Below are 19,030 nucleotides of genomic sequence, written 5' to 3'. Positions count from 1 at the left end.
CGGGCAGGCGCCACCTGTGTGTTCCGTACGCCGTTGTACGGGACGCATATGAGGGACCGTCAGGTCACCTCGTGAGCCGCGCCGGCCGTCAGACCGTCAGCGAGCGGTCCGTCGGGCGGATCGGGGCCGGCAGCTCGCTCGCCCCGGTGAGGAGGCGGTCGCAGCCGCGGGCGGCCGAGCGGCCCTCGGCGATCGCCCACACGATGAGCGACTGGCCGCGGCCGGCGTCACCGGCGACGAACACGCCGGGCACGTTGGTCTGGAAGTCGGCGTCGCGGGCGATGTTACCGCGTTCGTCGAGCTCCAGGCCGAACTGCTCGACCAGGCCGTTGTCCCGGTCGGTGCCGGTGAAGCCCATGGCGAGGGTGACCAGCTGGGCCGGGATCTTGCGCTCGGTGCCCGGCTTCGGGGTGAGCCTGCCGTCGACGAACTCGACCTCGCTCATGTGCAGCCACTGGACGTTGCCGTCCTCGTCGCCCTCGAAGTGGGTGGTGGAGACGGAGTAGACCCGCTCACCGCCCTCCTCGTGGGCGGACGTGACCTTGTAGAGCATCGGGAAGGTCGGCCACGGCTGCGAGACCGGGTCCCGCTCCTCGTTCGGGCGGGGCATGATCTCCAGCTGGGTGACGGAGGCCGCGCCCTGGCGGTGGGCGGTGCCCACGCAGTCGGCGCCGGTGTCACCGCCGCCGATCACCACGACGTGCTTGCCCTCGGCCGAGATCGGCGGGGCGACGTAGTCGCCCTCCTGCACCTTGTTGGCCAGCGGCAGGTACTCCATGGCCTGGTGGATGCCCTTGAGCTCGCGACCCGGCACCGGCAGGTCGCGCGCGGTCGTCGCGCCGACGGCGAGGACCACGGCGTCGTACCGCTTGCGCAGCGCGGTCGCCGGCATGTCACGGCCGATCTCGACGCCCGTACGGAACTTGGTGCCCTCCGCGCGCATCTGCTCGATGCGGCGGTTGATGTGCCGCTTCTCCATCTTGAACTCGGGGATGCCGTAGCGCAGCAGACCGCCGATGCGGTCCGCGCGCTCGTACACCGCGACCGTGTGGCCGGCCCGGGTCAGCTGCTGGGCGGCGGCCAGACCCGCGGGTCCCGAGCCGACGACCGCGACGGTCTTGCCGGACAGGCGCTCGGGGATCTGCGGGGCGACGTCACCGGCCTCCCACGCCTTGTCGATGATCGAGACCTCGACGTTCTTGATGGTGACCGGCGGCTGGTTGATGCCGAGCACACACGCCGACTCGCACGGAGCGGGGCACAGGCGGCCGGTGAACTCCGGGAAGTTGTTGGTGGCGTGCAGCCGCTCGGAGGCGGCGCCCCAGTCCTCGCGGTAGGCGTAGTCGTTCCACTCGGGGATGAGGTTCCCCAGCGGACAGCCGTTGTGGCAGAACGGGATGCCGCAGTCCATGCAGCGGCTGGCCTGCTTGCTGATGATCGGCAGCAGGGAGCCGGGGACGTAGACCTCGTTCCAGTCCTTCTTGCGCTCCTCGACCGGGCGGGACCTGGCGACCTCGCGGCCGTGGTTCAGAAAGCCCTTCGGGTCAGCCATTGATCGCCGCCTCCATCATCTTCTCGGTGATCTCGGTCTCGGAGAGACCGGCTCGCTCGGCGGCGTCCTTGGCGGCGAGCACTGCCTTGTACGTACTGGGGATGATCTTGCTGAAGCGCCGCACGGCGGTGTCCCAGTCGGCGAGCAGCTTCCCGGCGACGGTGGAGCCCGTCTCCTCCTGGTGGCGGCGGACCACGTCGTGCAGCCACTGCTCGTCGGCCTCGTCCAGCTCCTGGACGGCGTCCAGGTTGCCGGCGTTGACGTTGTTGCGGTCGAGGTCGATGACGTAGGCGATGCCGCCGGACATGCCGGCCGCGAAGTTGCGCCCCGTCTCGCCGAGGACGACCGCGTGACCGCCGGTCATGTACTCGCAGCCGTGGTCGCCCACACCCTCGGAGACGACCAGCGCGCCGGAGTTGCGGACGCAGAACCGCTCGCCGGTGCGGCCCCGCAGGAACAGCTCGCCGCCGGTCGCACCGTACGCGATCGTGTTGCCCGCGATGGTCGAGTACTCGGCGAGGTGGTCGGCCGCGCGGTCCGGGCGGACCACGATCCGGCCGCCGGACAGGCCCTTGCCGACGTAGTCGTTGGCGTCGCCCTCCAGGCGCAGCGTGACACCGCGCGGGACGAAGGCGCCGAAGGACTGGCCCGCGGAGCCGGTGAAGGTGATGTCGATGGTGTCGTCGGGCAGGCCCGCGCCGCCGAACTTCTTCGTCACCTCGTGGCCGAGCATGGTGCCGACCGTGCGGTTGATGTTGCGGATGGCGACCTGGGCGCGCACCGGCTGGGCGTCCTCGGCGCCGGACGCGGCGAGCGCGTCGGCGGCGAGCTTGATCAGCTCGTTGTCGAGCGCCTTCTCCAGGCCGTGGTCCTGGGCGACGACCTGGTGGCGGACGGCGCCCTCGGGCAGCTCCGGCACGTGGAACAGCGGGGCCAGCTCCAGGCCCTGCGCCTTCCAGTGGTTCACCGCGCGGGTCACGTCGAGCACCTCGGCGTGGCCGACGGCCTCCTCGATGGAGCGGAAGCCCAGCTCGGCGAGGAGCTCGCGGACCTCCTCGGCGATGAACCGGAAGAAGTTCACGACGTACTCGGCCTTGCCGGAGAACCGGTCCCGCAGGACGGGGTTCTGGGTGGCGATGCCGACCGGGCAGGTGTCCAGGTGGCAGACGCGCATCATGACGCAGCCGGAGACGACCAGCGGGGCGGTGGCGAAGCCGAACTCCTCGGCGCCGAGCAGCGCGGCGATGACCACGTCGCGGCCGGTCTTCAGCTGGCCGTCGGTCTGCACGACGATCCGGTCGCGCAGGCCGTTGAGCAGCAGGGTCTGCTGGGTCTCGGCGAGGCCGAGCTCCCAGGGGCCGCCGGCGTGCTTCAGCGACGTCAGCGGGGAGGCGCCCGTGCCGCCGTCGTGACCGGAGATCAGCACCACGTCCGCGTGCGCCTTGGAGACACCCGCGGCGACGGTGCCGACGCCGACCTCGGAGACCAGCTTGACGTGGATGCGCGCCTGGGGGTTGGCGTTCTTCAGGTCGTGGATCAGCTGGGCGAGGTCCTCGATGGAGTAGATGTCGTGGTGCGGCGGCGGGGAGATCAGGCCCACGCCCGGCGTCGAGTGCCGGGTCTTCGCGACCCACGGGTAGACCTTGTGGCCGGGCAGCTGGCCGCCCTCGCCGGGCTTGGCGCCCTGGGCCATCTTGATCTGGATGTCGTCGGAGTTGACGAGGTACTCGCTCGTCACGCCGAAGCGGCCGGAGGCGACCTGCTTGATGGACGACCGGCGGGCCGGGTCGTACAGCCGCTCCGGGTCCTCGCCGCCCTCACCGGTGTTGGACTTGCCGCCCAGCTGGTTCATGGCGATGGCGAGGGTCTCGTGCGCCTCCTGGGAGATGGAGCCGTACGACATGGCGCCCGTCGAGAACCGCTTGACGATCTCGGAGACCGGCTCGACCTCGTCGATCGGGATCGGCTGCCGGTCGGAGGTGAAGCCGAACAGGCCGCGGAGCGTCATCAGGCGCTCGGACTGCTCGTTCACCCGCTCGGTGTACTTCTTGAAGATGTCGTAGCGGCCGGAGCGCGTGGAGTGCTGGAGGCGGAAGACCGTCTCCGGGTCGAACAGGTGCGGCTCGCCCTCGCGGCGCCACTGGTACTCGCCGCCGATCTCCAGCGCGCGGTGCGCGGGGGCGATGCCCGAGGCGGGGTACGCCTTGGCGTGGCGGGCGGCGACCTCCTGGGCGACGACGTCGATGCCGACGCCGCCGATCTTGGTGGCGGTGCCGTTGAAGTACTTCTCCACGAAGGCGTCCTCGAGGCCGACGGCCTCGAAGACCTGGGCGCCGCGGTAGGAGGCGACCGTGGAGATGCCCATCTTGGACATGACCTTCAGGACGCCCTTGCCGAGGGCGTAGATGAGGTTGCGGATCGCCTGCTCGGGCTCGATGCCCGGCAGGAAGGTGCCCGCGCGGACCAGGTCCTCGACGGATTCCATCGCCAGGTACGGGTTGACGGCGGCGGCGCCGTAGCCGATGAGCAGGGCGACGTGGTGGACCTCGCGGACGTCGCCGGCCTCGACCAGCAGACCCACGTGGGTGCGCTGCTTGGTGCGGATGAGGTGGTGGTGGACGGCCGCGGTGAGCAGCAGCGACGGGATCGGCGCGTGCTCGGCGTCGGAGTGCCGGTCGGACAGGACGATCAGCCGGGCGCCGTTGCCGATGGCGGCGTCGGCCTCGGCGCAGATGTCCTCGATGCGCTCGGCGAGCGCGTCGCCGCCGCCGGAGACCCGGTACAGGCCGGACAGGGTCGCGGCCTTGAAGCCGGGCATGTCGCCGTCGGCGTTGATGTGGATGAGCTTGGCCAGCTCGTCGTTGTCGATCACCGGGAAGGGCAGGGTGACGCTGCGGCACGTCGCGGCGGTCGGCTCCAGCAGGTTGCCCTGCGGGCCGAGCGAGGAGCGCAGCGAGGTGACCAGTTCCTCGCGGATCGCGTCCAGCGGCGGGTTGGTGACCTGCGCGAACAGCTGGGTGAAGTAGTCGAAGAGCAGGCGCGGGCGCTCGCTCAGCGCGGCGATCGGCGAGTCGGTGCCCATCGAGCCGATCGGCTCGGCGCCGGACTTGGCCATCGGCGCGATCAGGACGCGCAGCTCCTCCTCGGTGTAGCCGAAGGTCTGCTGGCGGCGGGTGACCGAGGCGTGGGTGTGCACGATGTGCTCGCGCTCGGGCAGGTCGGACAGCTCGATCTCGCCGGCCTCGAGCCACTCCGCGTAGGGGTGCTCGGCGGCGAGGCCGGCCTTGATCTCGTCGTCCTCGATGATGCGGTGCTCGGCGGTGTCCACCAGGAACATGCGGCCGGGCTGCAGGCGGCCCTTGCGGACGACCTTCGCCGGGTCGATGTCGAGGACGCCGACCTCGGAGCCGAGGACGACCAGGCCGTCGTCGGTGACCCAGTAGCGGCCGGGGCGCAGGCCGTTGCGGTCGAGCACGGCGCCGACCTGGGTGCCGTCGGTGAAGGTGACGCAGGCGGGGCCGTCCCAGGGCTCCATCATCGTGGAGTGGTACTGGTAGAAGGCGCGCCGGGCCGGGTCCATGGAGTCGTGGTTCTCCCACGCCTCCGGGATCATCATCAGCACGGAGTGCGGCAGCGAGCGGCCGCCCAGGTGCAGCAGTTCGAGGACCTCGTCGAAGGACGCCGAGTCGGAGGCGTCGGGGGTGCAGACCGGGAAGATCCGCTCGAGGTTCTTGTCCTCGCCGCCGAACAGGTCGGAGACGAGCTGGGACTCGCGGGCGCGCATCCAGTTGCGGTTGCCCTTGACGGTGTTGATCTCACCGTTGTGCGCGACGAAGCGGTAGGGGTGCGCGAGCGGCCACGACGGGAAGGTGTTCGTGGAGAACCGGGAGTGCACCAGCGCGATCGCGGAGCCGAAGCGGCGGTCGGACAGGTCCGGGAAGAAGGGCTCGAGCTGGCCGGTGGTCAGCATGCCCTTGTAGACGATGGTCCGCGCGGACAGCGACGGGAAGTAGACGCCCACCTCGCGCTCGGCGCGCTTGCGCAGCACGAACGCCTTGCGGTCGAGGTCGATGCCCTTGCGCTCACCGGCGGTGACGAAGATCTGCCGGAAGACCGGCATCGTCGAGCGGGCGGTGGCGCCGAGCAGTTCGGGCGCGACCGGCACCTCGCGCCAGCCGAGGACAGTCAGGTCCTCGGCGGCGGCGATCTCCTCGATGCGGGCGACGGCGGCGTCGGCGCCGTCCTCCGGCAGGAAGGCGATGCCGACGGCGTAGCCGCCGGCCTCGGGCAGGTCGAATCCGGCCACCTCGCGGAAGAAGGCGTCGGGGACCTGGGAGAGGATCCCGGCACCGTCGCCGGAGTCCGGCTCGGAGCCGGTGGCACCACGGTGTTCGAGGTTGCGCAGGACCGTGAGGGCCTGCTCGACCAGAGCGTGGGACGCCTCGCCGGTGAGGGTGGCGACGAAACCGACGCCGCAGGCGTCGTGCTCGTTGCGGGGGTCGTACATACCCTGCGCAGCAGGGCGAGCATCCATGAACGACCAGTTCAGGCGGTCGTTCGTGGAGTGCTGGGACGGCTGGCGCGGCGTACGCATCGGCTCTCCCGTCGTCGTCATGTGGCATGTGCGAAGTGCCGAGGGACGACGCTGGCCCTCTGCGTGGTGCAAAATTTCGTGCAGGTTACATGATGGAGCGGTTCTCGGGAACCGGGATATTCCGTTCCAGCATGCGGACACCACATGGGTCGCGGCGGGATTCCGCGCCTGGCGGTGGAAGCTATGGAGACCGGGGCGGACAGATCGGTGTCCGTCGGTCCGATGGCGGGAAAGGGCTTCTTCGCCCGACCCGCGGGGCACGCCGCCGGCCTCATTGCCCACAGCGCTTACGGCTCATGCCCAATGGTCATGCGGCCGAAACCCACACGTTACGACTACTTATGCGGCCCAACGCATAAGTGCGAGTCGCATTATCCTACGGCCGTTCCGAACAGTGCGCCCAGGGCGTACGTCACACCGGCCGCCGCGCCACCGAGGGCGAGCTGCCGCAGGCCGCTGTACCACCAGCTCCGCGCCGTCACCTTGGCCACCACCGCGCCGCACAGGAAGAGTCCGAGCAGCGCCAGCAGCACGGCGGGCCACAGGCTGCTCGCGCCGAGCAGGTAGGGCAGCACGGGCAGCAGGGCGCCCAGCGCGAAGGAGCCGAAGCTGGACACGGCGGCGACGGCGGGCGAGGGCAGGTCGCCGGGGTCGATGCCGAGTTCCTCGCGGGCGTGGATCTCCAGCGCCTGCTCGGGGTCCCTGGACAGCTGCCGGGCGACCTCACGGGCCAGGTGGGGCTCGACGCCGCGGGCCTGGTAGAGCGCGGCGAGCTCGGCCTCCTCGTCCTGGGGGTGCCTGCGCAGCTCGCGCCGCTCGACGTCGAGCTCGGCCTCGACCAGCTCGCGCTGGGAGGCGACGGAGGTGTACTCGCCGGCCGCCATGGAGAAGGCGCCGGCGGCCAGACCGGCGAGGCCGGTGAGCACGACGGTCTGCTGACCGACCGAGCCGCCGGCGACACCTGTCATCAGGGCGAGGTTGGAGACCAGTCCGTCCATCGCGCCGAACACGGCGGGGCGCAGCCAGCCGCCGTTCACGTCCCGGTGCGTGTGGTTGTCGCGGTGCGCCTCGTGCAGCGTCGCCTCGGTCTCGATGATGGCCATGCCGGTGTCCCCCAGGGTCTTCTTTGGACAAGTTCTATTCTTCGACAACACCCAACATATGCCTTCCGATTCCCTCTCGCCAGCAAGGAAAGGCTGGGCTAACCTGCGGTTTTGCGGATTTCGCTCGTTTGTGTAGAAGGGCGCACAGATGTCGACCGGGTGATGCTGAGCCCCGCGAGGCTGCGCCGGGCACCGCACCGGGGAGGGATCCGCAAAGGGCTCCGCGCCTCTCGGGGCGCCCCTGAGAGGAGAGCCGCGCATGGCGTCGACCACCCGCATCCCCTCCGTCCCGGCGCCCGGGGACGCCCTCGGGCGCCGCGAGCGGGCGCGCGGCGCCCTGCTCGGCCTGGCCGTCGGTGACGCGCTGGGCGCCCCGGCCGAGAACATGAAGCCCTCCGAGATCCGCGCACGGTGGGGCCGCGTCACGGGATACGTGGCGGAGCACCCGGCGGGCACGGACGACACCGAGTACGCGATCTTCTCGGGCCTGCTGCTGGCCCGGCACGGCTCCGCGCTCACCCCGGCGCATGTCGAGGCGGCCTGGCACGAGTGGATCGCGGACCGCGCGGAGGGCCCCTTCCGGGGCGCCGGCTTCAGCGAGCGCGGCACGCTGGAGAACCTGCGCCGGGGACTGGCAGCGCCGATCTCCGCCCAGCACCGGCACGCCTGGAGCGACGGGCTGGCGATGCGGGCGGCGCCCCACGGGGTCTTCGCGGCCGGCCGTCCCGACGAGGCGGCCCGGCTGGCGGCGATCGACGGCTCGGTCAGCCACGACGGCGAGGGCATCTACGGCGGCCAGGCGGTCGCGGCGGGCGTCGCGGCGGCGATGGCCGGAGCGCCGGTGGTCGCGGTGGTGGCCTCGGCCCTGGCGGTGGTGCCGGACGACTCCTGGACCGCCCGCTCACTGCGCCGCGCCGTCACCGCGGCCCACCTCGGCGAACGCGCGGTCCGCGCGGCGGTGGTGATCGGCGGCTACCCGTGGACCGACCTGGCCCCGGAGGCGGTCGCCCTCGCCTTCGGCGCGTACGCGGCGGCCGACGGCGACTTCGCACAGGCGGTGCTGACGGCCGTCAACATGGGCCGCGACGCCGACACCACGGCGGCGGTGGCCGGCGCCCTGGCGGGCGCGACCCGGGGCGCCGCGGCGATCCCGCCGGCCTGGTCGTCCGCCATCACCCCGGCCCGCGGCACCTGCCTCCCGACCATGGCGGGCCACCACGTCCTGGACATCGCCGACCTGCTGACGCCGGAGGAGCCCGACGCCTCGCCCCCGGCACCGGCCGACGAGACGGAGGCGCCCGCATGATCCCCCTGGCCGGGACACGACCCGCGGCCGCCGACGGCGAGGAGACCCCGCAGGGGCCACCCGCGCCCGACGGCGAAAGCAGCGCGGGTGGTGCGAGTGGGAACATCCGGGCCGCAGGCGAAGCCGAGGCCGTCGAAACCGCGCCGCGGGCAAGGATCGAGGGCCTCCTCCTCGGCCTCGCCGCGGGCGACGCCGCCGGCTGGCCGGCCGCCCGCCACCGGGCGGCAAGGATGCCCGAGTGGACGAGACGCCTCACCCGCGAACTGGACACCTTCGCCGAACAGAACGCGACGACCACCCTCCCCGTCCCCATCGCCCTCAACCAGCCCTCCGAACCCCTGCGCCTGGGCCCCTCCGACGACGCGGAATGGGCGGCCTTCGCCGCGGAGGCCGTCCTCCGCGCCGGAGACGACACCGCCTTCGGCGACCTGAGCCGGGAACGCCGCACCCGCGCGGCGATCGACCTGACCTGGAACACGGTCGCCGGTGAGATCGCCGCGGCGGCGGACCGCGCCCCCGAGACGGAGTCCGCCGTGCTCCCCCTGCGCGCCCGCATCTCCGTCCGCGCCGGTCTCGGCAACCTCGCCGCCGGCCTGCGCCCGCCCGCCACCGGCCACGACAACCCGCACTACTTCGACGACGCCGCCTGCGTCCGCGCCTGCGTCCTGGCCGTGGCCCACCCCGGCGACCCGCGGGCCGCCGCCGACCTCGCCGAGTTCGACGCCCGCTACACCCAGGACGGCGACGGCGTGCACGGTGCCCGCGCCATGGCCGCCGCCGTCTCCCTCGCGCTGACCGGCGCGGACCCGCACGCCTGCGTGGCGGCGGCCTGCGCCGAGCTGCCCGAGGACACGGAGATCGGCCGCAACGCCCGGCACGCCCTGAAGCTCGCGGCGGACGCCGACAGCGCCTTCACCCTCGTACCACCGCTGGAGCACCAGATCGTCGACCACGTCTACAGCTACGGCGTCGCCGCCGCCGAGACCGTCCCCGTCGCCCTCGCCCTCACCACCGCCGCCCACGGCCGGATCGCGGAGGCGGTCCCCGCGGCGGCCTGCCTGTCCCGGGTCGCGGACTCCGCCCCGGCGCTCGTCGGCGCCCTCACCGGCGCGCTGGGCGGCGGCGCGGCGATCCCGGCGTCCTGGAGGGAGAGCTGCCGCACCCTCTCCGGCTGCGTGCTTCCCCGGCTCACCGGCACGGACCTGGTGGAACTCGCCGGACTCCTGGAAGCCGCGCAACCGGCCCCCACGGAGGGATGATTCGGGCATGACGCGCGAAGACACAGAAAACATCGACCGGGGCCTGCCCCTGGACGAGCGGATCACCGGCGCCCTCGTCGGAGCGGCCGTCGGCGACGCCCTCGGCGGGCCGGTCGAGGGGTACTCCCCCGAGCAGATCGTCGAACGCCACGGCGGACGCGTGCACGGCGTCGTCGGCCCGTGGAACGGCGACGCGTGGCGCACCGCCCGCCCCATCGCGCCGTACCACAAGGGCGACGGCCACGTCACCGACGACACCCTGATGACCCACGCACTGGTCCGGGTGTACGCGACGGTCCGCGACCACCTGGACGCCTACGCCGTCGCCGACCACCTGGTCCCGGACCTGATGACGAACCCCCGCTGGATCCCGGAACTGGAGGCGGAGGCGCTCCCGCTGCAGCGGATCTTCCTCGCCGAGAAGTGGCTCGTGGCCCGCCTGCACTACGGCCACGTCGACCCGCGCGAGGCCGGCACCGGCAACATCGTCAACTGCGGTGCCGCGATGTACATGGCCCCGGTCGGCCTGGTCAACGCCGCCCACCCGGCCGCCGCCTACGCCGAGGCGCTGGACGTCGCGGGCGCGCACCAGTCGTCGTACGGCAGGGAGGCGGCCGGTGTCTTCGCGGCGGCCGTGGCGGCGGCGTGCGCGCCGGGCGCGACGGCGGACTCGGTCGTCGCCGCGTGTCTGTCGTCGGCGAAGGACGGCACGCGGGAGGCGATCGAGAAGGTCTGCGACGTCGCCGCGCGGCACACGGACTTCGAGTCGGCGCTGCGTCCGCTGCGGGAGGCGGTGACGCCGTACGACACGGTCGGCCCCGACTACCGTTCTCCCTCCCTGGGCGCCCGCCGCCCGTCCCGGCTGCACGCCGTCGAAGAACTCCCGGTCGCGCTGGGCATGCTGGTGGTGGCCGGCGGCGACTTCCGGCACGCGGTCCTGGGCGCGGTGAACTACGGCCGCGACTGCGACTCCATCGCCACGATGGCCGGCGCGGTGGCCGGTGCGCTCGGCTCGCCGGTGCCCGAGGGCTGGGCCAAGACGGTGGCGGAGGCCAGCCGCCTCGACCTGTGGGAACCGGCGGCCGCCCTCACCTCCGTGACCCGCGAGGTCTTCGCGCGCGACGTGGACCGCCGCCGCGCCCACGAACGGGCGTTCGCCGAGCTGGCGGGGGGAGCTCCGGAATGCTCCGCCTGACCTGGGTCCAGCCGGAGGACCTGATCGGCCACGAACTGCGCCAGGCGTCCCAGGACGGGCGCGAGCCCTCGGCCGTCGCCGCCCGCTGGCGCGCGGCGGGCGGCCCCGAAGCCCCCCTCACCGCAGGCGCCTCCCCCACCCCGGCCTCCCCCTACCTCCGCCTCCTGGCCACCGACCTCCTCGACGAACTGGCCGACCTCCCCAGCACCTTGGCGGACGACGAACCCACCGACCTGACCAGAATCAAGTCCCTCTGCCCCGACTGGCCCGGAACCGCGGACAACCGCCCCGCTCCACGCGGGCAGTCGTGCCGCTGGGGCGATGGGGGTCCCCCCGCTCGAGCGAAGCCGAGAGTGGGGGAGGGCGGGCGCGACGGCACCCCGCAGACGCCGGGCTGCGCGACCCGCCCCCGAGCAGCGCACCCCGCGGGCCTGGAAGCCGCCTGGCTCGGCAGAGCGGTCGGCTGCCTCCTGGGCAAACCGGTGGAGAAACTCCCCCTCACCGGCATCCGCCAACTCGCCCGAGCCACCGGCAACTGGCCCCTGACCACCTACTTCACCGCCCACGGCGTCCCCGAGGACCTCCTGACCAGGTACCCCTGGAACCGCCGCTCCGCGGCCACCTCCCTCGCCGAGAACATCGACGGCATGCCCGAGGACGACGACCTCAACTACCCCCTCCTCGCCCTCCTCGTCCTCCAGCGCCACGGCCGCGCCTTCACCCCCACCGACGTGGCCCGCGTCTGGCTCGACGAACTCCCCGCCGGCCGCGCCTTCACCGCCGAACGCGTCGCCTACCGCAACCTCCTCAGCGGCCTGGAACCCCCGCTGACCGCCCGCCGCCACAACCCCTTCCGCGAGTGGATCGGCGCCCTGATCCGCGCCGACGTGCACGGCTGGACCAATCCCGGCGACCCGGCCGCCGCCGCCGAGCAGGCGCACCGCGACGCCACCCTCACCCACACCGCCAACGGCGTCTACGCGGCAATGTTCACGGCCGCCGTCATCGCCACCGCCGCCACCGGCGACCACGACGTCCACGCCTGTCTGCGCACCGGCCTCACCGTCGTCCCGCCCCGCTCCCGGCTCGCCCGGGCCGTCCACCGGGCCGTACGGCTCGCGCACGAGCACACCGACTTCGACACCGTCGTCGACGTCCTGCACGACACCTACGCCGCCACCCACCACTGGGTGCACTCCGTCCCCAACACCGCCCTGATCGCCGCCGCCCTCACCCACGCCGACGGCGACTTCACCGGCTCCGTCTGCCGTGCGGTGTCCGGCGGCTGGGACACCGACTCCAACGGCGCGACGGCCGGCAGCATCGCCGCCCTGCTCGCCGGTTCGCCCCGCGCGCTCCCCGAACGCTGGACGGCCCCGCTGAAGAACCGGCTGGCCACCTCCGTCGGCGACTTCCACGGCACCGGCTTCGACACCCTGGCCCGACTGACCCACCTGGAGGCCACCCGCCCATGACCAGTCCCACCCCCGCCGATCCCCCGCTGACCGGCCTGCGCGTCCTCGACCTCGCCACCCTCTTCGCCGGCCCCCTCGCCGCGACCCTGCTCGGCGACTTCGGCGCGGAGGTCGTCAAGGTCGAGCATCCGAGGAAACCCGACCCCTCCCGCGGCCACGGCCCGTCGAAGGACGGCATCGGCCTGTGGTGGAAGGTGCTCGGCCGCAACAAGCGCACCATCACCCTCGACCTGTCCACTCCCGGCGGCCGGACCACCCTCCTCCGCCTCGCCGGGACCGCCGACGTCGTCATCGAGAACTTCCGCCCCGGCACCCTGGAGAAGTGGGACCTGGGCTGGCCCGAGCTGTCCGCCGTCAACCCCCGGCTGATCCTGGCCCGGGTCACCGGCTTCGGCCAGTTCGGCCCGTACGCCCACCGCCCGGGCTTCGGGACCCTCGCCGAGGCGATGAGCGGCTTCGCCGCGATCACCGGGGAGCCGGACGCCCCGCCGACCCTCCCCCCGTTCGGCCTGGCGGACTCCATCGCGGGCCTGGCCACGGCGTACGCGGTCATGACCGCGCTCGCCGGCCGGGACCGCACGGGAGAGGGCCAGGTCGTCGACATGGCGCTGATCGAGCCGATCCTCACCGTGCTCGGACCCCAGCCGACCTGGTACGACCAGCTGGGCCACGTCCAGCCCCGCACCGGCAACCGCTCCCAGAACAACGCGCCGCGCGGCACGTACCTCACCGCCGACGGCACCTGGGTCGCGGTCTCCACCTCGGCCCAGTCGATCGCCGAGCGCGTGATGCACCTGGTGGGCCGTCCCGACCTGATCGACGAGCCCTGGTTCGCCACCGGCGAGGACCGGGCCCGGCACGCGGACGTCCTGGACGAGGCGGTCGGCGGCTGGATCGCCCGGCACACCCGCACCGACGTGCTGGCCGCCTTCGAGAAGGCGGAGGCGGCCGTCGCCCCCGTCCAGGACGTGCGGGACGTCATGGCGGACCCGCAGTACCAGGCCCTGGACACGATCACCACGGTCGACGATCCGGAGCTGGGCCCGCTGCGCATGCAGAACGTGCTCTTCCGGCTCTCCGGCACCCCGGGCGCGATCCGCTGGGCGGGCCGCCCGCACGGCGCGGACACCGAGGAGGTCCTGACCGGGCTGGGCCTCACGCCCGACGACCTCGCGGAGCTCCGCGCGGAGGGCGCCCTGTGACGGGGGTCCCGCTGACCTGGCTGTACGCCCCCGGCGACCGTCCTCCCGTAGTGGCGAAGGCGCTCGCCTCCGGCGCCGACGTGGTGGTGATCGACCTGGAGGACGCGGTCGCCCCCGACCGCAAGGCCTACGCCCGCTCCGCCACCGCCGAGCTGCTGCGCGACCCCCAGCCGGTCCCGGTCCACGTCCGCGTCAACGCCCTGTCCGGTCCCTGGGCCCGCGCCGACCTCGCGGCCGTCGCGACCGCCCCCGGTCTGTCCGGTCTGCGCCTGCCCAAGGTGTCGTCCCCGTCCGACGTCGTACGCGTCGCCCGCCGCGCCGTGTCCGCCCACGGCGGCGCACCGCCCCTGTACGCCCTGCTGGAGACGGCCCTCGGCATCGAGCGCGCCCATGCCGTGGCCACCGCCCACCCGTCCCTGCGCGGGATCGCCATCGGGGAGGCGGACCTACGGGCCGACCTGGGCGTACGCGACGACGCGGGCCTCGACTGGTCCCGCTCCCGGGTGGTCGTCGCCGCGCGGGCGGCGGGCCTCGCCCCGCCCACCCAGTCCGTCCACCCCGACACCCGCGACCTGGCCGGCCTGGCGGCCTCCTGCGCCCACGGCCGCGCCCTGGGCTTCCTGGGCCGCGCCGCGATCCACCCCCGCCAGCTGCCGGTCATCGAGCGCGCCTACCTCCCCACGGAGGAGGAGATCGAGCGCGCGGAGACGGTCGTCAAGGCAGCGGCCATGACCCAGGGCGCCCAGGCCCTCCCCGACGGCACCTTCATCGACACAGCGGTGGTACTGGCAGCCCAGAGAACCCTGTCCCTGGCCCACAGAACCTGAGCAACTCCCCCACCGCCACGCGGGCAGTCGTGCCTCCCCCAGTGCCTTGAAGGCCTGGGAGGTACCCCCAGGGCGGCACGGGTGGGCGGTGGGGGTACCTCCCGCTCGAGCGAAGTCGAGAGTGGGGGAGGCACCCCGCAATCGCCGGGCTGCGCGACCGTCCCCCGCCCCACACACCGAGGGCGCCCGGAAAACCCGGACGCCCTCGGTGTCGTACAGCGAACCGTCAGCTCTTCTTCGCCGACCCGGCCCCGTCCTTGGCGCCCTCGGCAGAGTCCGACGACTCAGCCTCGTCCTTCTCCACGCCCTCGGCGGAGTCGCCCTCGGCCTCATCCGCCTCACCGCCGGAGGCGACCTCATCACCGGACGCACCCGGCTCCACCACGTCCTCCCGCCCCGGCCGCTTCCGCACCGACAGCACGATGTACAGCACCGCCAGCAGGAACACCAGGAGCGCCGTCCAGTTGTTCAGCCGCAGCCCGAGGATGTGATGCGCCTCGTCGACGCGCATGTACTCGATCCAGAACCGCCCCGCGCAGTACCCGGCGACGTACAGCGCGAACGCCCGTCCGTGCCCGAGCCGGAACCGCCGGTCCGCCCAGATCACCAGCAGCGCCACACCGACGCACCACAGCGACTCGTACAGGAACGTCGGGTGGTACGTGCCCGGCTCCCGCCCGTCGGCGGAGGACGTGATCTCCACGGCCCACGGCAGATCGGTGGCCCGGCCGTACAGCTCCTGGTTGAACCAGTTGCCCCAGCGTCCGATCGCCTGGGCGAAGGCGATGCCCGGCGCGACGGCGTCGGCGTAGGCGGGCAGCGGGACGCCCCGGCGGCGGCAGCCGATCCAGGCGCCCAGCGCACCGAACGCGATCGCGCCCCAGATGCCGAGGCCGCCCTCCCAGATCTTGAAGGCGTCCACCCAGTCCCGGCCCTCGCTGAAGTACAGCTGGTAGTCCGTGATCACGTGGTAGAGCCGGCCGCCGATCAAGCCGAAGGGCACGGCCCAGACAGCGATGTCGGCCACCGTGCCGGCCCGCCCGCCCCGGGCGATCCAGCGCTTGTTGCCGAGCCAGACGGCAACGAAGACGCCGATGATGATGCAGAACGCGTAGCCGCGCAGCGGAACGGGGCCGAGGTACAGCACTCCGCTCGACGGGCTGGGAATGTAGGCAAGTTCCATGGCAGGGTCGACGCTACCGTGCCGGACCGGCCGCACGGCAGGCGGTCCGGCTACGGCTCCATAACAGGACCGCCGGACGATCGGTCCGGGGCGTCACTGTCCCTTGTCGGCCTCCTGGACCATCTGCTTGAACTTCTCGGGGGTCATCGAGCGGTCCTGGTTGATGTTCTTGCCCTCGTACATCACCGTCGGCGTGCCGGTGAAGGCGCCCTTCTGGAACGCCTCGTGGGACTTGGCGACCCAGCTGTTGTGCGTGCCGTCCTCGACGCAGGTGCGGAAGGCGGGGGTGTCGAGTCCGTCGACCTTGCCGGCCAGCTCGATCAGCCTGTCGTCGTCGGCGAAGGCGTCGTCGCTCTCCATCGGCTGGTTCTCGAACAGCACGTCGTGGTACGCGGCGAACTTCCCGGCGTCCTGGGCACAGGCGGCGGCGTTGGCCGCGTTGCGGGAGCCCGTGCCTCCCATGCCGTTGTCGATCAGCGTGACCAGGTGGTACTCCACCTTCAGTTGGCCGGAGTCGGTCAGCTCGTGGATGGTGGGGCTGTAGTTCTGTTCGAAGACCTTGCAGGCCGGGCAGCGGAAGTCCTCCCACACCTCGAGGGTGGCCTTGGCGCTCTCCTTGCCGACCGGGATGGCGAGGCCGTCCTTGCCCAGGGCCCCGGAGGGCGCCACGACGGGACCGGCCGCCTCGGTCTCGTCGTCCCCGCCCGAATTGGCGGCGACGACGCCGATCACCGCCGCGAGCCCCAGGACGCAGAGCACGCTCGCGCCCACGATCAGGGCGCGGCGCCGCTTCTCCGCCGTCCTCTGCTTCTCACGCTCGACCGCCATCCGCTCCCGGGCGGTGCGCTTTCCCTCACGGTTCTTCTCGCTCACACCCCGCAGAACGAACCGGGGAGGCGCACCGCGCCTCCCCGGTCCCAGGTCCACCCGTACGAGGGACCCGTATGACTACCTGCGGACACCCCGGTCGGTCACACCTGCCGGCGTACCCCCTCGGCCAGGTCACCGGCGAGCGCGCGCACGGCCTCGACGCCGGCCGCGTCGTCGGGGGCGTCCAGCATCCGCTTGACGAAGGCGGAACCGACGATCACGCCGTCGGCGAAGCCGGCGACCTCGGCGGCCTGGGCGGCGTTGGAGACGCCGAGGCCGATGCAGACCGGGATGTCGGTGGTGGCGCGGGTGCGCCGCACCAGGTCCTCGGCCTGCGCGCCGACCGACTCGCGGGTGCCGGTGACGCCCATCAGGGAGGCGGCGTAGACGAAGCCGCTGCCGGCCGCGGTGATCTCGGCGAGCCGCTCGTCCTTGCTGCTGGGCGCGACCACGAAGACGGTGGCGAGCCCGTGCTTCTCCGCGTGCTCCCGCCACAGCGCCGACTCCTGCACGGGCAGGTCGGGCAGGATGCACCCGGCGCCGCCCGCCTCGGCGAGCTCGGCGGTGAACCGCTCGACGCCGTAGCGGTCGATGGGGTTCCAGTAGGTCATGACGAGGATCGGCTTGCCGGTGGCCGCGTGGGCCTCGCGGACCGTGCGCATCACGTCGGCGATCCTCACGCCGCCGCGCAGGGCGATGTCGTCGGCGGTCTGGATGACCGGGCCGTCCAGGACGGGGTCGCTGTGCGGCAGCCCCACCTCGACGACGTCGGCGCCGCCGTCCAGGGCGGCCTTGACCGCCTCGATGCCGCCGTCCACGGTCGGGAACCCGGCCGGGAGGTAGGCGATGAGGGCGGAGCGGCCCTCGGCCTTCGCCGCGGCGAGGGTGTCGTCCAGCAGCCGCACGTTCCCGCTCACTTGGCGTCCCCCTCGATCTCGGCGGTGCCGGCCTCGTCGGCGGCGACCTCGGCGTCGGTGTCGTACAGCCCGAAGTAGCGGGCGGCGGTGTCCATGTCCTTGTCGCCGCGGCCGGACAGGTTGACCACGATCAGCCCGTCCGTGCCCAGCTCCCGGCCGACCTCCAGGGCGCCGGCGAGGGCGTGGGCGCTCTCGATGGCCGGGATGATGCCCTCGGTGCGCGACAGCAGGCGCAGGGCCTGCATGGCGGCGTCGTCGGTGACCGCGCGGTACTCGCCGCGGCCGCTGTCCTTGAGGTAGGAGTGCTCGGGTCCGATGCCCGGGTAGTCCAGGCCGGCCGAAATCGAGTACGGCTCGGTGATCTGGCCCTCGTCGTCCTGGAGGACGTAGGACCGGGAGCCGTGCAGGATGCCGGGCTCGCCCGTGGTGAGGGTGGCCGCGTGCTCGCCGCTCTCGATGCCGTGTCCGGCCGGCTCGCAGCCGATGAGGCGTACGCCGGTGTCCGGGATGAAGGCGTGGAAGAGGCCGATGGCGTTGGAGCCGCCGCCGACGCAGGCGATCGCGGCGTCGGGCAGGCGTCCGGCGCGCTCCAGGAGCTGGCGGCGGGCCTCGACGCCGATGACGCGGTGGAAGTCGCGCACCATCGCCGGGAAGGGGTGCGGGCCGGCGACCGTGCCGAAGAGGTAGTGGGTGCGGTCGACGTTGGCGACCCAGTCGCGGAACGCCTCGTTGATGGCGTCCTTCAGGGTGCGGCTGCCGGACTTCACCGCGATGACCTCGGCGCCGAGCATCCGCATCCGGGCCACGTTGAGGGCCTGGCGCTGCGTGTCGATCTCGCCCATGTAGATCGTGCAGTCGAGGCCGAAGAGGGCGCAGGCGGTGGCGGTGGCCACGCCGTGCTGGCCGGCGCCGGTCTCGGCGATGACGCGGGTCTTGCCCATGCGCTTGGTGAGGAGGGCCTGGCCGAGCACGTTGTTGATCTTGTGTGAGCCGGTGTGGTTCAGGTCCTCGCGCTTGAGGAAGATCCGGGCTCCGCCGGCGTGTTCGGCGAAACGGGGGACCTCGGTGAGCGCGCTCGGGCGGCCGGTGTAGTCGGCCAGGAGGTCGTCGAGTTCCCGGGCGAACTCGGGGTCGGACTTGGCCTTGTCGTACTCGACGGCGACCTCGTCGACCGCCGCGACGAGGGCCTCGGGGATGAACTTGCCGCCGAAGGCGCCGAAGTAGCCTTCGGCGGTGGGGACGTGACCCTCCGGGTCGGGGATGAAGAAGTTGCTGGGCATGCGGGTACCTCACGGTAAGTGTGTCGGGGCACTTTTCGCCGTGGGGGCGGGGGTTGCCGGGCCGCTGCGGGCCCGTCGTGGCTCGTCGCGCTCACGCGACGGAGTCGCGTATCCGGTACAGCCCCGCGCCCCTAAGGAGCAGGGCGCTGCCATCGCATGCCGTTGACCTGCCCGGGTTCGTCACCGATCACGTACCGGACTCGGCGGCCGTGGACCCTGCGTGCCGGGGCGCGGCAGCCGCGTGGACGGCAGCCTCTCGCCAGGCGC

General features: G+C 72.8%; 13 protein-coding genes. 6 read left to right on the top strand and 7 right to left on the bottom strand.

The features are described 5' to 3' along the window. Window positions 1-88: 88 nt before the first annotated feature. The 3 genes from AB0A94_RS14740 to AB0A94_RS14730 form a co-directional block, all read right to left on the bottom strand. Window positions 89-1,552, bottom strand: coding sequence for a glutamate synthase subunit beta (locus tag AB0A94_RS14740; protein ID WP_361744074.1), 1,464 nt, complete (start codon window positions 1,550-1,552; stop codon window positions 89-91). After that, window positions 1,545-6,146 (bottom strand): glutamate synthase large subunit, encoded by a 4,602-nt coding sequence (gene gltB / locus AB0A94_RS14735; RefSeq protein WP_361744071.1) that lies wholly within the window; start codon window positions 6,144-6,146, stop codon window positions 1,545-1,547. The genes AB0A94_RS14740 and gltB overlap by 8 nt, the downstream gene beginning before the upstream one ends. A 371-nt stretch (window positions 6,147-6,517) precedes the next feature. Next, window positions 6,518-7,249, bottom strand: a complete 732-nt coding sequence (locus tag AB0A94_RS14730) for a VIT1/CCC1 transporter family protein (RefSeq protein ID WP_361744068.1) — start codon at window positions 7,247-7,249, stop codon at window positions 6,518-6,520. Window positions 7,250-7,508: 259 nt separating this feature from the next. Here AB0A94_RS14730 and AB0A94_RS14725 point away from each other — a divergent pair, with 259 nt between their 5' ends. The 6 genes from AB0A94_RS14725 to AB0A94_RS14700 are packed head-to-tail and all read left to right on the top strand — an operon-like array spanning window position 7,509 to window position 14,513. Then, window positions 7,509-8,555 carry an ADP-ribosylglycohydrolase family protein gene (locus AB0A94_RS14725; RefSeq protein WP_361744065.1) on the top strand — a complete coding sequence of 349 codons (1,047 nt, stop codon included), beginning with the start codon at window positions 7,509-7,511 and terminating at the stop codon, window positions 8,553-8,555. Further along, complete coding sequence (locus AB0A94_RS14720; protein WP_361744062.1) at window positions 8,552-9,814, top strand: ADP-ribosylglycohydrolase family protein; 1,263 nt, start codon at window positions 8,552-8,554, stop codon at window positions 9,812-9,814. The genes AB0A94_RS14725 and AB0A94_RS14720 overlap by 4 nt, the downstream gene beginning before the upstream one ends. 7 nt (window positions 9,815-9,821) lie before the next feature. Next, a complete protein-coding gene (locus AB0A94_RS14715) occupies window positions 9,822-11,009 on the top strand; it encodes an ADP-ribosylglycohydrolase family protein (protein ID WP_361744059.1) in 1,188 nt (395 codons plus the stop codon). Then, window positions 10,997-12,484, top strand: coding sequence for an ADP-ribosylglycohydrolase family protein (locus AB0A94_RS14710; RefSeq protein WP_361744056.1), 1,488 nt, complete (start codon window positions 10,997-10,999; stop codon window positions 12,482-12,484). Before AB0A94_RS14715 ends, AB0A94_RS14710 begins: the two co-directional genes overlap by 13 nt. Next, on the top strand, window positions 12,481-13,686 hold the full coding sequence (locus tag AB0A94_RS14705) for a CoA transferase (RefSeq protein WP_361744053.1): 1,206 nt from the start codon (window positions 12,481-12,483) through the stop codon (window positions 13,684-13,686). The genes AB0A94_RS14710 and AB0A94_RS14705 overlap by 4 nt, the downstream gene beginning before the upstream one ends. Next, window positions 13,683-14,513, top strand: coding sequence for a CoA ester lyase (locus tag AB0A94_RS14700; protein ID WP_361744050.1), 831 nt, complete (start codon window positions 13,683-13,685; stop codon window positions 14,511-14,513). Before AB0A94_RS14705 ends, AB0A94_RS14700 begins: the two co-directional genes overlap by 4 nt. A 226-nt stretch (window positions 14,514-14,739) precedes the next feature. Here the strand turns inward: AB0A94_RS14700 and lgt are convergent, their stop codons facing one another. The 4 genes from lgt to trpB all read right to left on the bottom strand — a co-directional run bounded on the left by lgt (window position 14,740) and on the right by trpB (window position 18,763). After that, window positions 14,740-15,696 (bottom strand): prolipoprotein diacylglyceryl transferase, encoded by a 957-nt coding sequence (lgt, locus tag AB0A94_RS14695; RefSeq protein WP_361744048.1) that lies wholly within the window; start codon window positions 15,694-15,696, stop codon window positions 14,740-14,742. A gap of 93 nt (window positions 15,697-15,789) precedes the next feature. Further along, window positions 15,790-16,569, bottom strand: a complete 780-nt coding sequence (locus AB0A94_RS14690; RefSeq protein ID WP_361744045.1) for a thioredoxin domain-containing protein — start codon at window positions 16,567-16,569, stop codon at window positions 15,790-15,792. Window positions 16,570-16,667: 98 nt separating this feature from the next. After that, entirely contained in the window at window positions 16,668-17,483 is an 816-nt protein-coding gene (gene trpA / locus AB0A94_RS14685; RefSeq protein ID WP_361744042.1) for a tryptophan synthase subunit alpha, read from the bottom strand. Then, entirely contained in the window at window positions 17,480-18,763 is a 1,284-nt protein-coding gene (gene trpB / locus AB0A94_RS14680) for a tryptophan synthase subunit beta (RefSeq protein ID WP_361744039.1), read from the bottom strand. Before trpB ends, trpA begins: the two co-directional genes overlap by 4 nt. Window positions 18,764-19,030: the final 267 nt, after the last annotated feature.

The organism is Streptomyces sp. NPDC044984, assembly GCF_040646935.1.
Classification (GTDB): domain Bacteria; phylum Actinomycetota; class Actinomycetes; order Streptomycetales; family Streptomycetaceae; genus Streptomyces.
The sequence above is the reverse complement of the archived record's forward strand: the minus strand, read 5'-3'. Positions and strand labels throughout refer to the sequence as shown.

Coding starts and splice junctions, on each gene's coding strand:
- AB0A94_RS14705 (WP_361744053.1), top strand. CDS start 12,481: ATGACCAGTCCCACCCCCGCCGATCCCCCGCTGACCGGCCTGCGCGTC.
- AB0A94_RS14725 (WP_361744065.1), top strand. CDS start 7,509: ATGGCGTCGACCACCCGCATCCCCTCCGTCCCGGCGCCCGGGGACGCC.
- AB0A94_RS14740 (WP_361744074.1), bottom strand. CDS start 1,552: ATGGCTGACCCGAAGGGCTTTCTGAACCACGGCCGCGAGGTCGCCAGG.
- trpB (WP_361744039.1), bottom strand. CDS start 18,763: ATGCCCAGCAACTTCTTCATCCCCGACCCGGAGGGTCACGTCCCCACC.
- AB0A94_RS14730 (WP_361744068.1), bottom strand. CDS start 7,249: ATGGCCATCATCGAGACCGAGGCGACGCTGCACGAGGCGCACCGCGAC.
- AB0A94_RS14710 (WP_361744056.1), top strand. CDS start 10,997: ATGCTCCGCCTGACCTGGGTCCAGCCGGAGGACCTGATCGGCCACGAA.
- lgt (WP_361744048.1), bottom strand. CDS start 15,696: ATGGAACTTGCCTACATTCCCAGCCCGTCGAGCGGAGTGCTGTACCTC.
- gltB (WP_361744071.1), bottom strand. CDS start 6,146: ATGCGTACGCCGCGCCAGCCGTCCCAGCACTCCACGAACGACCGCCTG.
- AB0A94_RS14720 (WP_361744062.1), top strand. CDS start 8,552: ATGATCCCCCTGGCCGGGACACGACCCGCGGCCGCCGACGGCGAGGAG.
- AB0A94_RS14715 (WP_361744059.1), top strand. CDS start 9,822: ATGACGCGCGAAGACACAGAAAACATCGACCGGGGCCTGCCCCTGGAC.